The organism is Maledivibacter sp., from assembly GCA_025210375.1.
Lineage (GTDB): Bacteria > Bacillota > Clostridia > Peptostreptococcales > Caminicellaceae > JAOASB01.
The window spans coordinates 103,169-117,198 of the sequence record JAOASB010000037.1 but is presented as its reverse complement, the minus strand read 5'-3'; the positions used below and the strand labels follow the sequence as shown (position 1 = coordinate 117,198).

At 32.5% G+C, this 14,030-nt stretch carries 18 protein-coding genes and 1 pseudogene; all 19 read left to right on the top strand.

Annotation, left to right across the window (positions count from 1 at the left end; translation table 11 throughout):
• Positions 1–188 precede the first annotated feature (188 nt).
• The 19 genes and pseudogenes from N4A68_13365 (at position 189) to N4A68_13275 (ending at position 14,030) form a co-directional block, all read left to right on the top strand.
• A pseudogene (locus N4A68_13365) lies at positions 189–400 on the top strand (IS607 family transposase).
• A complete protein-coding gene (locus tag N4A68_13360; protein ID MCT4565287.1) occupies positions 378–1,493 on the top strand; it encodes a transposase in 1,116 nt (371 codons plus the stop codon). The pseudogene N4A68_13365 and the gene N4A68_13360 overlap by 23 nt, the downstream one beginning before the upstream one ends.
• Positions 1,494–1,667: 174 nt before the next feature.
• A complete protein-coding gene (locus N4A68_13355; GenBank protein ID MCT4565286.1) occupies positions 1,668–2,729 on the top strand; it encodes a Xaa-Pro peptidase family protein in 1,062 nt (353 codons plus the stop codon).
• Between the two features lie 177 nt (positions 2,730–2,906).
• Positions 2,907–3,464, top strand: a complete 558-nt coding sequence (gene efp, locus N4A68_13350) for an elongation factor P (GenBank protein MCT4565285.1) — start codon at positions 2,907–2,909, stop codon at positions 3,462–3,464.
• Between the two features lie 46 nt (positions 3,465–3,510).
• Positions 3,511–3,933: a hypothetical protein gene (locus N4A68_13345; GenBank protein ID MCT4565284.1), complete on the top strand. Its 423-nt coding sequence runs from the start codon at positions 3,511–3,513 to the stop codon at positions 3,931–3,933.
• A 139-nt stretch (positions 3,934–4,072) separates the two neighbouring features.
• The gene (gene spoIIIAA, locus N4A68_13340) at positions 4,073–5,131 is read left to right on the top strand and encodes a stage III sporulation protein AA (protein ID MCT4565283.1); all 1,059 of its coding nucleotides are present in this window, start codon (positions 4,073–4,075) and stop codon (positions 5,129–5,131) included.
• The gene (gene spoIIIAB, locus N4A68_13335; protein MCT4565282.1) at positions 5,121–5,642 is read left to right on the top strand and encodes a stage III sporulation protein SpoIIIAB; all 522 of its coding nucleotides are present in this window, start codon (positions 5,121–5,123) and stop codon (positions 5,640–5,642) included. Before spoIIIAA ends, spoIIIAB begins: the two co-directional genes overlap by 11 nt.
• Before the next feature lie 14 nt (positions 5,643–5,656).
• Positions 5,657–5,860, top strand: coding sequence for a stage III sporulation protein AC (gene spoIIIAC / locus N4A68_13330; protein MCT4565281.1), 204 nt, complete (start codon positions 5,657–5,659; stop codon positions 5,858–5,860).
• A gap of 15 nt (positions 5,861–5,875) precedes the next feature.
• Positions 5,876–6,262, top strand: coding sequence for a stage III sporulation protein AD (gene spoIIIAD, locus N4A68_13325; protein ID MCT4565280.1), 387 nt, complete (start codon positions 5,876–5,878; stop codon positions 6,260–6,262).
• 11 nt (positions 6,263–6,273) lie between these two features.
• Entirely contained in the window at positions 6,274–7,458 is a 1,185-nt protein-coding gene (spoIIIAE, locus tag N4A68_13320; protein MCT4565279.1) for a stage III sporulation protein AE, read from the top strand.
• Between the two features lie 8 nt (positions 7,459–7,466).
• Complete coding sequence (gene spoIIIAF, locus N4A68_13315; GenBank protein MCT4565278.1) at positions 7,467–8,087, top strand: stage III sporulation protein AF; 621 nt, start codon at positions 7,467–7,469, stop codon at positions 8,085–8,087.
• Positions 8,088–8,186: 99 nt separating this feature from the next.
• Positions 8,187–8,792, top strand: a complete 606-nt coding sequence (gene spoIIIAG, locus N4A68_13310; GenBank protein ID MCT4565277.1) for a stage III sporulation protein AG — start codon at positions 8,187–8,189, stop codon at positions 8,790–8,792.
• 24 nt (positions 8,793–8,816) lie between these two features.
• The gene (locus tag N4A68_13305) at positions 8,817–9,512 is read left to right on the top strand and encodes a SpoIIIAH-like family protein (protein MCT4565276.1); all 696 of its coding nucleotides are present in this window, start codon (positions 8,817–8,819) and stop codon (positions 9,510–9,512) included.
• Positions 9,513–9,640: 128 nt separating this feature from the next.
• Positions 9,641–10,036, top strand: a complete 396-nt coding sequence (locus N4A68_13300; GenBank protein ID MCT4565275.1) for an Asp23/Gls24 family envelope stress response protein — start codon at positions 9,641–9,643, stop codon at positions 10,034–10,036.
• Between the two features lie 240 nt (positions 10,037–10,276).
• Complete coding sequence (nusB, locus tag N4A68_13295; GenBank protein ID MCT4565274.1) at positions 10,277–10,687, top strand: transcription antitermination factor NusB; 411 nt, start codon at positions 10,277–10,279, stop codon at positions 10,685–10,687.
• Positions 10,680–11,618, top strand: a complete 939-nt coding sequence (locus N4A68_13290; protein MCT4565273.1) for an O-sialoglycoprotein endopeptidase — start codon at positions 10,680–10,682, stop codon at positions 11,616–11,618. The genes nusB and N4A68_13290 overlap by 8 nt, the downstream gene beginning before the upstream one ends.
• Positions 11,619–11,723: 105 nt before the next feature.
• Positions 11,724–12,581: a bifunctional 5,10-methylenetetrahydrofolate dehydrogenase/5,10-methenyltetrahydrofolate cyclohydrolase gene (locus N4A68_13285; GenBank protein ID MCT4565272.1), complete on the top strand. Its 858-nt coding sequence runs from the start codon at positions 11,724–11,726 to the stop codon at positions 12,579–12,581.
• Positions 12,563–13,792, top strand: coding sequence for an exodeoxyribonuclease VII large subunit (gene xseA, locus N4A68_13280; GenBank protein ID MCT4565271.1), 1,230 nt, complete (start codon positions 12,563–12,565; stop codon positions 13,790–13,792). Before N4A68_13285 ends, xseA begins: the two co-directional genes overlap by 19 nt.
• The gene (locus N4A68_13275) at positions 13,779–14,030 is read left to right on the top strand and encodes an exodeoxyribonuclease VII small subunit (protein MCT4565270.1); all 252 of its coding nucleotides are present in this window, start codon (positions 13,779–13,781) and stop codon (positions 14,028–14,030) included. Before xseA ends, N4A68_13275 begins: the two co-directional genes overlap by 14 nt.

Sequence of the window (14,030 nt, the reverse complement as noted above, 5' to 3'; positions counted from 1 at the left end):
GGATATTTTGAGATGCATAAATTAAGTTTGACTTTTGGAAATCTATACTTAAGGACTGACAGAAGTTTACAATCTGAGCCCCTTGTTTAATCGAGGGGCTCAAGCTGTTTATAATTCATAAATTTTGTATATAATAATGCAAAGAATAAAATATATTCAAAGTGGGAATTTTATGGTATTATTATCTAGTAAGAAGTGGCATTAATTATAAGAAAAAAGGATTAAAAGAGTTAATAAAACCCATAACTCAAAATGAAGTTGATAGGGTTGTTGTTTTGTATAAAGATAGGTTATTCAGATAGTAACTGTATTCAGTACCAAACTCCAAGGTAAAAGAGCCAATAAAGCTAAAAAGATGATTAAGGAGTTGATTGAAGATGATACTATCAAAGAAAATTAGAATTATTCCCAATATAGAGCAGGAACAAAAATTATGGCAATCAGTTGGAACTGCAAGATTTATATATAATTGGACACTTGCAAAACAAGAAGAAAATTATAAGAGTGGTGGGAAATTTATTAAAGATGGTGATTTAAGAAAAGAAATTACCATAATAAAGGAAACAAAGGAGTATAAATGGCTTAAAGAAGTATCAAACAATGTAGCAAAACAAGCTGTAAAAGATGGGTGTAATGCTTATAAAAGATTCTTTAAAGGATTGGCAGATAAGCCAAGATTTAAAAGCAGAAGGAAAAGTAAACCATCATTTTACAATGATAATATGAAATTAAAAGTCAAATCTAAAATGGTTCTTATTGAAAAAGTAGGTTGGATTAGAACAGCGGAGCAAATACCTATGAATGTTAAATATACTAATCCAAGGGTAAGTTTTGACGGGAAGTATTGGTACTTATCTGTAGGTATTGAAAAGGAAAAAACAAAAGTAGAATTAACTGGTGAAAGCATAGGCATAGATGTGGGCATAAAAGACCTTGCCATATGCTCCAATGGAATAACTTTTAAAAATATCAATAAAACAAGATTAGTTAAGAAATTAGAAAAAAGATTACGTAGGTTGCAACGTAAAAAATCAAAAAAATATGAAATAAATAGAGAAGGGAGGAAGTTCGTCAAAACAAGCAACATTATAAAACTTGAAAAGCAGATTAGATTACTTCATAGAAGATTATCTAATATTAGGAACAATCATTTACACCAAGCAACTACTAAGATAGTGAAAGCCAAGCCGTCAAGAGTAGTTATGGAAACACTTAATATAAAAGGTATGATGAAGAATAAACATTTATCTAAAGCCATAGCTGGGCAAGGATTATATGAGTTTAAAAGACAACTTCAATATAAATGTGAATTCTATGGAATTGAATTTGCCCAAGCTGATAAATGGTATCCATCATCAAAAATATGTAGTGAGTGTGGACATAAAAAGACTAAATTATCGCTATCAGAAAGAACTTATATCTGCGAAGAATGTGGAGCAGTAATTGACAGAGATTTTAATGCTTCAATTAATTTAAGCAGATATTCAGCATAACTACTTAAACAGTTATGTTTGAGGTGTAGGAATCGTTGTATCCGAAGTTAAGCCCTCGGAGTGTTATAGCAAACGAAAGTAGTATGTTCTTAGGAATTACAAAATCGGACACATTGAACAGGGAATTAAACAAGCTTTATAGAGTTTTATAGAGTTTTGGCAACGGGTATAAAAGTGAATAATAAGGTTGGAAGATTAAAAAAATACCTAAGGGAGAACAGCTTAGATTCCGCCATAGTATTTAAACCGGAGAACAGAAGATATTTAAGTGGATTTACTGGGTCATCGGGGTATGTAGTTATTACACAGGATAAGGAGCTTTTTGTTACGGATTTTAGATATGTGCAGCAAGCAACTAACCAGTGCAAGGATTTTGATATAATTGAGCATAATAATGATAGAACAATATACGATATATTAAAGGAATTAGGTTTAAATAAATTAGGCTTTGAAGATCAGTTTGTTACAGTAAGTCAGTATAATGATTTTAAGGAAAATTTGAATGGCATTGAACTGATTCCTTTAAAAGACACATTAAATAAGATTAGAATCATAAAAGACGAGGATGAAATAACTCAGATAAGAAAAGCAGCGGAAATAGCAGATAATACATTCAAATATATATGTAGTATATTAAAGCCTGGTATTACTGAGTGGGAGGTATCATTAGAGATAGAAAGCTTTATGAAGAAAAATGGGGCTTCAGGAACTTCCTTTGAAAGTATAGTTGCTTCTGGAAAGAGATCTTCTCTACCCCATGGCGTAGCATCCCAAAAGGTAATAGAGGATGGGGACTTTGTCACAATAGACATGGGGTGCATATACAACGGTTACTGTTCTGATATGACTAGGACAGTTGTGGTAGGTAAAGCATCGGATAAGCAAAAAGAAATATACAATATAGTCTTAGAGGCCCAAGAGGAAGCTTTAAAGCATATAAAACCTGGTGTTACAGGGTATGATGTTGATAAGATAGCCCGTGACATAATCAAGGGTAAAGGCTATGGAGAATATTTTGGACACGGCTTAGGTCATGGTGTAGGATTAGAAGTACATGAATCTCCAAGATTATCTCCACTAGGAAAAGATACTTTAAAAGCCAATATGGTAGTTACTGATGAGCCAGGTATATATTTGCCAGATTTCGGGGGCGTTAGGATAGAAGACCTAATAGTTGTTACTGAAGACGGCTGCGAGGTTTTATCTAAATCCCCTAAGGAATTAATTGAACTTTAAAGTTTAAATAGCTTAAATTTATAAATATACTTGCAAAGGTTATACATAACTATTATACTGTATAAAGCAAGTCCTATAAGACTTGACTAAAACCTAGGAGCTAGCTAGACGCTGGTTGCTGATCAATAGAGTATTGACCTTTAGGAGTAAACTTTAAATACTATGGAGGGATTAGAAATGATTTCAGCAGGAGATTTTAGAAAAGGTATGACATTTGAAATTAATGGACAACCATATGTAGTGGTTGATTTTCAACATGTTAAGCCTGGAAAAGGAGCTGCATTTGTAAGAACTAAATATAAAAATATAGTTACAGGTGCCATTAGAGAAGAGGCTTTCAATCCAAATGATAAGTTTCCAAAAGCACATATTGAGACTAAAGAAATGCAGTATTTATACAACGATGGAGAACTTTACTATTTCATGGATAATGAGACATATGAACAAATACCACTTACAGAGGAACATGTGGAGGACGCTTTAAAATATATCAATGAAAATGACAGTGCTACTGTAAAGTTCTATAAAGGTAAGTGCTTCCAAGTAGCTCCACCAAACTTTGTTGAATTGGCAATTACTGAAACTGAGCCAGGTGTAAAGGGTGATACAGCAACTAACGTTACTAAGCGTGCGGTGGTTGAAACTGGAGCAGAGGTTCAAGTACCAATGTTTATCAATGAAGGTGACAAAATCAAAATAGATACAAGAACAGGTGAGTATTTATCAAGAGCATAAGGGGAATAATACAATTGAACTAAACTAAACAATAAGGAGGTTTATTATGAGTTATTTACATGAAAAAGTTTCATATGTTAAGGGATTAGCCGATGGGATGGAATTGGATCCTAAAACAAAAGAGGGTAAATTATTGCTTCATATTATTGATATCCTTGATGATTTTGCTGATTCTATAGAAGAAGTAGATGAGGGATTAGCAGAAGTTAATGAGTATGTAGAGGCTATAGATGAGGATTTAACTGAACTTGAGGATGATTACTATGAAGAATTAGATGAATTTGATGATGAGGATCTTATTGATTTCGATGAAATTAAATGCCCAACATGTGGAGAACCAATATATTTAGATGAGAACCTATTTTATGATGATGAAAATGGTGAAATAGAAGTAACTTGTCCAGAATGTAATGAAACTATACATATATCCGATGAAGAAGATGAATGTGATTGTTGCTGTGATCATTAAAAACTAAAACTAAATTAAGCAAAATATAGAGATTTCAACCCGATACTGGATACTAAGTATCGGGTTTTTATTTTTTTTGAAAAAAATAAGCATAAATTTAGGATAAGAAAATATTATTTATAAAAAGGAGGGACATGTTATGGAAGAACCTAAGGATAAAAATATGAGTTTTAAGAAGAACAGTATAAGAGACAACCTAGAAACAAATCATAGAGAAATTTTAGAAATCCTACCTAGAAAGCTAAGAAATGTACTCGGTAATTTACCAAATAGATTTTTAAATGATGTAGAAGAATTTAGAATGAGGGTCAATAAACCATTGATTATAAATTCCCATGGGGAAGATTATTTTCTATCTGAGGATGGGTGGCCCACAAAAGTCAAACATAATAATTTTATGGTTAACTTAAATGATATAAGCACAAGTTTTAGATTAGTAACAGATTACTCTGCATATGCCCTTGAAGAAGAAATAAAGAATGGATTCATAACCATAAGGGGTGGACATAGGGTTGGAATATGCGGCAAAGCTATTATAGAGAATAATAGGGTTAAAACCATTAAGGATATATCTGGTTTAAATATACGTATATCAAAGGAGAAAATTGGATGTGGTGAAAAAGTAATAAAGCATATAATAAAGGGTTGTGATTCCATATATAATACTTTGATAGTTTCACCACCTGGATGCGGTAAAACAACAATACTTAGGGATATCATAAGACTTATAAGCAGTGGAACAAAAAAATACAATTTCAAAGGAATAAATGTATCGGTTGTAGATGAAAGATCTGAAATCGCTGGATGCTACAATGGAATACCTCAAAAAGATGTTGGACTGAGAACCGATGTGCTGGATGGATGTCCCAAGGCTGAGGGCATGATCATGCTCATAAGATCCATGTCCCCTAGAGTGATAGCCACCGACGAGATTGGTAGGGATGAGGACATATATGCCTTAAAGGAGGCAATAAATGCTGGAGTTAAGTTCATAACTACGGTTCATGGTGATAGTATTGAAGAGATCAGTCGAAGAACAAATATTTCTAGCTTAATTGAAAATAAAATATTCGAAAAGATAATAATTTTGACTAATAGGCCCAGGGTTGGGACGGTAAAAAAAATTATAGATTTAGAAACTGATGTGGTGGAAGGACAAGGGGTACTATCTGATAGGAGGGAACTGCATGGCACTTAAATTCATTGTTGGGTTAATTCTGCTTTTCTCTTCTGGAACAATAGGATATCTTATAGCCTTAAGGTATGGAATGAGAGTGAAACAGCTTGATTATTTTATTAGTTCACTAAACAGTTTAGAAAACGATATATTATACTATTCCACCCCTTTACCGATTGCCATGAAAACAGTTGCAAAGAGAAGCCATAAAAGTATCTCATGGATTTTTGAAGAGACATGGAAGCAATTGAGGGCTAGAGAAGGATATGGTATAGACGAGACGTGGAAGGATGTAATAAATAGAAATAGTGGACTTCTTTCCCTAGGAAAAGAAGATATAGAGATAATAATAGATTTTGCTAAAGAGCTTGGCTTAGGAAATAAAAATACTCAGGAAAAACATTTTGAATATACAAAAGTTCTTTTGATTGAGCAAAAAGGTAAAGCAATTAAAGAAAAAGAGAAAAATGGGAAAATGTACAATAGATTAGGTATATTATTAGGTTTAGCAGTAGTGATAATTCTAATTTAATTGGGAGGGTTATTATGGCGGTAGATATAAGCTTGATATTTAAGATTGCTGCAATAGGAATTTTAGTATCAATATTGAATCAGGTATTAAAGCATTCCGGCAGGGAAGAAATGGCTATGATGACAACAATAGCGGGGTTGATAATTGTTCTCTTAATGATAGTACAGCTAGTAAATAATCTTTTTACAACGGTAAGAGCAATGTTTGAAATATATTAACAAAGGTGTGGTTTTATGGAGATATTTAAAATTGTTGCTCTAGGAATCACAGCTACCATACTTGCGGTTATAGTAAAGCAATTTAAGCCCGAGTATGGTGTTCATATAAGCATAGCAACAGGAGTAGTTATATTTCTGCTTATGATAAGTAAGCTGGCTTCTATATTGGAGGTCATCCATGGGCTTACAAATAAGCTGGATATGGAGGTAGTATACTTAAAATCCATATTTAAAATTATAGGTATAGCATATATTACAGAGTTTGGAGCCCAGGTCTGTAAAGATACAGGGGAATCTTCAATAGCATCAAAGATTGAGTTTGCTGGAAAGATTATTATAATGGCATTGGCGTTACCTATATTACTTTCGGTTCTGAATTTAATAATTAAATTGATGCCTTAGGAAGTGAGCAAATGAAGAGAAAAATAATTATTATACTGATGATATTAATTTTTTCTGCCAATGTCGCTTATAGTAATGAGGGTGGAGAAAAGTCATCGGGAATAACGGAAAAACTGATAATAGAACAGCTAGATACAATAGACCTAACGGAGATGGAAGAGCTAATAAACAATATGAACGATGAAAATTCATTAAGCATGCCTCAACTGGATATAAAGACATATATAGTAAAGGCCTTAAGGGGTGAATTGAATTTATCCTTTAAAGGAATATTGATGGGATTTTTTAAAAAGCTATTTAAAGAGATTATCATAAATTCAAAGCTTTTGTCTCAATTGATTATTATTTCAATATTATGCAGTTTATTAAATAATCTAACTAATTCCTTTGGAAATAATAGTACCAGTGAGATTGCATTTTATGCTTGCTATTTAGTCATAGCAGGAATACTTGTAAAGGGCTTTATAGCAGCTATGACGGTTGGACAACAAGCGATAGATAATATGGTTAGCTTTATGCAGTCCTTAATGCCTGTGTTATTGACTTTACTTATGGCGGCAGGTAGTATAACGGCTTCAGCCATTTTTAAGCCCATTATAGTAGGTTCTATAGGAATTACAAGCACCATAATGAGGGATATAATACTACCCTTAGTACTGTTTTCTGCCATACTCTCAATAGTAAACAATTTACCTTCCGGGATAAAGATAGAGAAGCTAGCATCCCTCATAAAACAAGTAAGTGTGACCTTAATGGGGTTTATACTTACCATTTTCCTTGGCGTGGTTACCATTGAAGGGGTTTTAGCCTCCAGTACAGATGGTATTACCCTAAGAACTGCAAAATTTGCAGTGGACAGGTTTATTCCCATAGTTGGAGGATTTATGTCAGATGCGGTTGATACTGTCCTAGGATGCTCACTACTGATAAAAAATGCCATAGGAGTAGTGGGGTTGATAGTAATACTTATAATATTGACATTTCCCATGTTAAAGATTTTATCACTTATCATTATATATAAAATAACAGCTGTACTAATAGAACCCATAAGTGATCCAAAGATAGTAAACTGTTTAAATGATATGAGTAACTCATTGGTGATAGTATTTGCCACTGTAATATCCGTTGCAATTATGTTTTTTATTGCTGTAACGGCCGTAGTTGGTGCCGGTAATATTACAGCAATGATAAGGTAGGTGACAAGATGATTGAGGGCATAAAGATTTGGATTAAAAATATAGTTACTGTGATAATACTTATGAGTTTTTTGGAGATATTAGTGCCAAATGGAAAAATAAAAAAATATTTGAAATTAATATTTGGATTTATAGTTATGCTAATAATACTAAATCCCATAATAAATTTCATTAATAATAATGATGAATTAGAAAATGAAGTATTTAAGATATCAAATGAATTAACTAAAAAAGAGTATTCCTTTATAAATTCAAATATAGAAAATAAGCAGATAGAGCAGTTGGCCTCTTTATATAAGAACAGAATCGAAGAGGATATAGTTTTTAGGGTAGAGAGTAAATACGATGTAAGGGTAACAAGGGTAAATGTAGAGATTGACAGTAGTACAGAGGAAAAAATGGGAGAAATTAAGGGATTAGAATTGATAGTAACAGAAAAAAAAGAAAAAACAAAGCAAGAAGCCATTCCCATTGTAAAGATTGATATATCCGATAGTGAAGGGAAAAATGTTCAAAACAATAGCATTAATGGAGAAGAAAACTTAAATAATGGATTAATGAAAAAAATCCAAGAGGATATTACAAATATTTATAGCTTAGATGATAACAAGGTAATAGTTAGTAATTAAGGGGTAAAAAAGCTTATGGCCTATTGATTTAGGAAAGATGTGCCTTAAGAAATTTTAGAAAGCTTAGTGGAGGAAGTTTAGCTTAAAGGGGGATGAGGGATGAAATTCATAAAGAAACTTAAGGACATGTTAGAAAGTGGAAATACAAAGAAGATTATAAGTAACCTATTGGTAGTGGTTATAATTTGTGTAGTTATTTTGATTTCCTTAAGCATATTCTATCCTAAAAGGGAAGCCGAGGATATGAATACCAGCACCGATTCTGAAGTGAGTGAAGTTTCAAAGGATACAAATATACCTGAAAGTGCATATAGTGATAGTATGGAAAGTCGGTTAGAAACAATATTAAGTCAAATAGATGGAATAGGAGAAGTTCAGGTGATGATTACATATGAAACCAGTACGGAGGTTGTCCCCGCATCAAATACTACCAAGTCGGAGCAAACCACCCAGGAAAATGACAAGCAGGGTGGTACTAGGACTATAAAGCAAGAAAATACTTCAGAAAATATCGTAACTGTAAGTGAAAAGGATTATAGGAATTCACCAATTGTTATTAAAGAGATTAAGCCCATAATTAGGGGTGTAATAGTAGTAGCTGAGGGTGCTGACAATCCCGAGGTTAAGAACAATCTTATAGAAGCTGTTACAACTATATTTCAAATAAAAAGTCACAAGGTTAAAATCTATAATCGAAATTTATAATGGGGATTAAGGGGAGGATAAAAAATGTTTAATTTTAAATTTGAAAAAAGAAAATTGATTGTATTGTCCTTGGTTTTTGTATTGATATCATTAAGCTATTTAAACTATATGATTAATAAGCAGTCTTTACTAGATGCTTCAGCGGATTTAAAGGAATATGAGGAAAAACAAATGGCCCAGATGAATAACGATGATACCTTTAAGGATACTATAACCCATGTTGGACCTTCCGATAGTGAAACTGCAACATCATCTATAACTATAGTTGAAGATGGTAATAATATTGTTGACAGCAAAAAAAATGGGTTAGAGGAGATTATTTCAGTAGCAAATACGAATATCCAAGAATCCTTATCAGAAAATAATATGAGTAATGCAAACTATTTTTTACAAGCCAAAATAGATATAGAGACAGAGAGGGAGAAAACTATAGCGCGATTTGATGAAATCATAGATAATGAAAGAATCGATGAAGAATCAAGAAAAGGTGCGGTAGACAAAAAGCTAAAATTGATTGATGTCATGAATAAGGAAAAAATCATTGAAAGCCTGATAAAAAGTAAGGGCTTTGAGGATGTAGTAGTATTTATTACCGATGAAAATGTCTATGTAACTGTACAAACTGAGTCATTAGCTAAGTCCGATGTGGCAAAGGTATCTGATATAGTTACTAGGGAAACAAAATATTCTTTAGATAATATAATTATTCAAAGCAAATAATATATATATATTCCGGTTAAACAATTAATTTATACTAAAATCCCTATAAAATACTAGTAACTTAATTGTAAACAAAATAACATTTTGATATAATAATCAATATAACATAGGAAAATGGAGGTAAATTTATGGAAAATAATTCACAAATAGATAATCTACAATATGGTCAGGTGAAAATATCTGATGATGTTGTTACAACCATTGCTGGACTTGCATCAGCAGAGGTAGAGGGAATTTGTTCAATGAGTGGTGGATTAGCAGGTAATCTTACGGATCTTTTTGGCAAGAAAAACCTGTCTAAGGGAGTAAAGGTTGAAGTTGGAGAAGAAGAAGCTGCTATAGACCTATTTGTTGTAGTAGAATATGGTATAAAAATACCTGATGTTGCATGGAAGGTACAAGAGAATGTTAAAAATGCTATAGAAACTATGACTGGACTCAAGGTTGTTGAAGTTAATGTCCATGTTCAAGGGGTCAACATACCTAAAAAGGAAAAAGAAAAGGAAGTAGTTGAAGAAGAATAAATTAATTAGGGTTAAACTTATGAAACTAACTCTCTTTGGATTGAGAGTTAGTTTGTTTTATGTATCTTATGATAATATTGGTAAAAAATAAATAAAAATAGAACTTTATATATAGGGTTTTTATGATTACAACTTAAATTATACATGGACAAATATACGATACTTCTAAGTGTTTTGGACGTATATAAGTTAAATTCTATACTAAAAATTCCTATAGTTTATAACATGGGGAGGATAAAAATGAGCAGAAAAATGGCTAGAGAAACTGCGATGCAGGTTTATTATCAAATGGAAATACATAAGGAATATGAGGCTGATGTGGCTAAAAATTTTATAGAAGGCGTAACAGATAATGAGGGTGACAGAAAATACATTGTCGATATGATCGATATATTTATTAAAAATAAAGAAGTAATAGACAAGCATATAAACGATAATCTAAAGGGTTGGAATTTAGATAGTCTGTCAAAAATAGATTTATCCATACTTAGAATAGGATTATCTGAAATGTTATATAGAGAAGATATTCCAGTGAAGGTATCAATAAATGAGGCTATTGAGATCGGGAAAAAGTTTGGTACCGATGATTCAGGTAGCTTTATAAGTGGGCTTTTAGGTGCGATAGCTGGCAAGGAAGAGGTTAATGAGTAAATATATTTTGGGCATTGATACAAGCTGTTATACTACATCCATAGCAGTTGTGGATGAGAATAAAGGGCTTTTATTTGATGAAAGAAAGATATTAGATGTTAAAAGGGGAAATAGAGGATTAAGACAGTCCGATGCTGCTTTTCAACATACTAGAAATTTCCCTCTACTTTATGAAAAGATATCTAAGGAAATTGATATGCGAAATATTATTAAGGTTTGTTGTAGCAATAAACCTAGAAATCTAAAAGAATCATATATGCCTGTATTTCTATCTGGAGTATCCTTTGGGAGAACAATAGCATCAACCTTGAAAGTGGAATATGAAGAATATAGTCATCAAGAAGGTCATATAGAAGCTGCTAAATGGTCTTCTGATTCTTTAATTTGTGATAAATTTATTTCCCTACATATTTCTGGTGGTACGACGGAGCTTTTAAAAACAGAAAAAAATAATAATAGATATGACTCAGAAATAATTGGTGGTACAATGGATATAAGTGCAGGACAGCTTGTTGATCGAATAGGAGTTATGATGGGACTTGGTTTTCCAGCAGGTAAAGAGTTAGACGAAATGAGTCAAAATGGGACCTATGGACATATGAGGCTCCCAGTTAGTACAAAAAATACTTATATAAATTTTTCTGGAGCAGAAACCTATACGAAGAAGATAATCGAAGAAGGTTTAAAGAAAAATGACGATATTGCTGTAGCTTTATTTGATTGTATCTATAGATCTTTGTATAAGATAATAGTCAATGCATCTCGCATACAAAAAATTAATGAAATTTTAATAGCCGGTGGAGTTGCATCAAATAGGTTTTTAAGGGATAATTTATATAGGAAGTTAAAGGACGAAGGACTCAATATCCATTTTGGAGAAGCAAAATATTGTACTGACAACGCTGTGGGAACAGCTTTATTGGGTATATAGCATAAGATGTAGGTTAAACTTCATAAGGGTAAAACTATAGGGATGACCTGAAAACTTACAAATTGTAACTTGGGGCATGTGACTAATATGTGGGGGGAGATAGGGATGAAAAAAATAATAGATGGAAGAAAGATGTCAAAAGACTTACTAGAAGAAATTAAAACAAAGACTCAAGGATTAAAAGATAAATATAATAAAACTCCTGGTTTGGCAGTTGTTCTTATTGGCGATGACAAAGCCTCGGGAGTTTATGCAAATAATATTATTAAAAAATGCGATGCTGTAGGTTTCTTTAGTGAAAAACATAGCTTAGAACAAAACACTACTGAGAATGAAGCACTAGACTTATTGGATAAACTTAATAATGATGAGAAAATTAGTGGTATATTGATACAGTTTCCTTTACCAAAGGGCATAAACGAAAACAAGATAAAATCATACATATCTGATAAAAAAGATGTAGATGGGATCAATCCACTGACCGCTGGGAAGCTATATTCAGGGCTGAATACCTTCATACCTTGTACACCAAAGGCTGCGGTTAAGCTATTGAAGAGTACAGGCGTAGAGCTAAGGGGCAAAAACATAGTAGTTATTGGTAGAAGCAACATAGTAGGAAGACCCGTTGCAGAATTATTATTAAAGGAAAATGCTACAATTACAATTTGCCATTCAAAAACCACAAATTTAGAGGAACATACAAAAAAAGCAGATATTGTGGTTTCAGCCGTTGGATATCCCAATCTTTTAAAGGGTCACATGCTAAAGGATGGAGCTATTGTGATTGATGTTGGTACTAATGTTGTAGATGGAAAGTTAGTTGGAGATACAGAGTTTGATAGTGCCCTTGAAAAGGTTTCATTAATAACTCCTGTACCTGGTGGCGTTGGACCTGTGACAATAACCATGTTATTAGAAAATACTTTGGAGGCATTTTTAAAACAATGGGAATTAGAACTTTAACAGTATCAGAATTAAATAGTTATTTGAAAAGAATACTAATGTATGACCCAATATTAAACAATCTTGTAATCAAAGGAGAAATATCAAATTTCAAGCTTCACAATAGTGGTCATTGTTACTTTTCCTTAAAGGATACAAATAGTAAGCTGAAATGCGTTATGTTTAATAGTGAATTTAGAAAGCTTACATTCATACCCGAGGATGGTATGAATGTAATTGCAAAGGGATATATTTCTATATATGAAAGAAATGGTGAATACCAATTATATATTAACAGTTTAGAGCAGGTTGGTTTAGGTAAGCTTTATTTGGAATTTGAAAAACTAAGGGAAGAGCTACTTAGTAAAGGATATTTTGATGAAGATAAGAAAAAAAATATACCTTTTTTCCCTAGAAAAATAGCAGTTATAACTTCTCCAACGGGAGCTGCTATCAGAGATGTTATATCGGTAATCACTAGGAGAAATAACCTAGTTGATATTCTCGTTTGCCCAGTTTTGGTTCAGGGGGAGAAAGCTCCTATACAAATATCAGAGGCAATAGATCGGCTTAATGCCTTTGATGATATTGATTTGATTATCTTGACTAGGGGCGGGGGATCTATAGAAGAACTTTGGGCATTTAATGAGAAAATAGTTGCACAGAGTATTTTTCATTGTAAAAAACCTGTTATTTCTGCAGTAGGACATGAAACGGATTTTACCATATCGGATTTTGTATCGGATTTGAGGGCACCTACACCTTCAGCAGCGGGTGAATTAGCTGCTCCATCTATAAACGATATAAGAAGTACTATCGACTATTTTAATAACAATCTTAAAAATAATATATTTAATAAGCTTTCAAATCTAAGAGAGAAACTTGATGGTTACAATGAAGATAGAATAAAAAGGTATTTATCCTATAAAATTAACGAAGAGCATCAGACCTTGGATAATATGTATACTAATATCAAAGGTAATATAAATACAGAATATACAGTGTTTAAGGAGATGCTTACTTCATTAGGAGATAATCTAAATAATTTAAGTCCTCTATCAACAATCCAAAGAGGATATAGTATACTAATGGATGAGAAGAAAACTAAGACTATTACCAGTACCGGTGATGTAAATATTGGTGAGGGTGTTAATATATTAGTAAAAGATGGTATGTTGAAATGTACAGTAGATGATACCGTGAAAGGGGAAAGCATTTTTGATAAATCATGATGATGGTATGAATATCGGAGATTTTGAAGGTAATATAACTAGATTAAAGGAACTTGTAAGACAGCTTGAAGAAGGCAACCTATCCCTTGAAGAATCCTTGAAATATTTTGAAGAGGGTATAAAGCTTTATAGGTATTGTAATAATACATTAAGCCATGCCCAGCAAAGGATTACATTATTATTAGGGGAGGATAATGTAGGGAAAGAAAGGCCTTTTGTTGTTACAGAGGAGGATTAA

Excerpts from the sequence above, each read along its gene's own strand:
- N4A68_13360 (MCT4565287.1), top strand. The coding sequence starts at position 378 with ATGATACTATCAAAGAAAATTAGAATTATTCCCAATATAGAGCAGGAA.
- efp (MCT4565285.1), top strand. The coding sequence starts at position 2,907 with ATGATTTCAGCAGGAGATTTTAGAAAAGGTATGACATTTGAAATTAAT.
- N4A68_13345 (MCT4565284.1), top strand. The coding sequence starts at position 3,511 with ATGAGTTATTTACATGAAAAAGTTTCATATGTTAAGGGATTAGCCGAT.
- spoIIIAA (MCT4565283.1), top strand. The coding sequence starts at position 4,073 with ATGGAAGAACCTAAGGATAAAAATATGAGTTTTAAGAAGAACAGTATA.
- spoIIIAB (MCT4565282.1), top strand. The coding sequence starts at position 5,121 with ATGGCACTTAAATTCATTGTTGGGTTAATTCTGCTTTTCTCTTCTGGA.
- spoIIIAC (MCT4565281.1), top strand. The coding sequence starts at position 5,657 with ATGGCGGTAGATATAAGCTTGATATTTAAGATTGCTGCAATAGGAATT.
- spoIIIAD (MCT4565280.1), top strand. The coding sequence starts at position 5,876 with ATGGAGATATTTAAAATTGTTGCTCTAGGAATCACAGCTACCATACTT.
- spoIIIAE (MCT4565279.1), top strand. The coding sequence starts at position 6,274 with ATGAAGAGAAAAATAATTATTATACTGATGATATTAATTTTTTCTGCC.
- spoIIIAF (MCT4565278.1), top strand. The coding sequence starts at position 7,467 with ATGATTGAGGGCATAAAGATTTGGATTAAAAATATAGTTACTGTGATA.
- spoIIIAG (MCT4565277.1), top strand. The coding sequence starts at position 8,187 with ATGAAATTCATAAAGAAACTTAAGGACATGTTAGAAAGTGGAAATACA.
- N4A68_13305 (MCT4565276.1), top strand. The coding sequence starts at position 8,817 with ATGTTTAATTTTAAATTTGAAAAAAGAAAATTGATTGTATTGTCCTTG.
- N4A68_13300 (MCT4565275.1), top strand. The coding sequence starts at position 9,641 with ATGGAAAATAATTCACAAATAGATAATCTACAATATGGTCAGGTGAAA.
- nusB (MCT4565274.1), top strand. The coding sequence starts at position 10,277 with ATGAGCAGAAAAATGGCTAGAGAAACTGCGATGCAGGTTTATTATCAA.
- N4A68_13290 (MCT4565273.1), top strand. The coding sequence starts at position 10,680 with ATGAGTAAATATATTTTGGGCATTGATACAAGCTGTTATACTACATCC.
- N4A68_13285 (MCT4565272.1), top strand. The coding sequence starts at position 11,724 with ATGAAAAAAATAATAGATGGAAGAAAGATGTCAAAAGACTTACTAGAA.
- xseA (MCT4565271.1), top strand. The coding sequence starts at position 12,563 with ATGGGAATTAGAACTTTAACAGTATCAGAATTAAATAGTTATTTGAAA.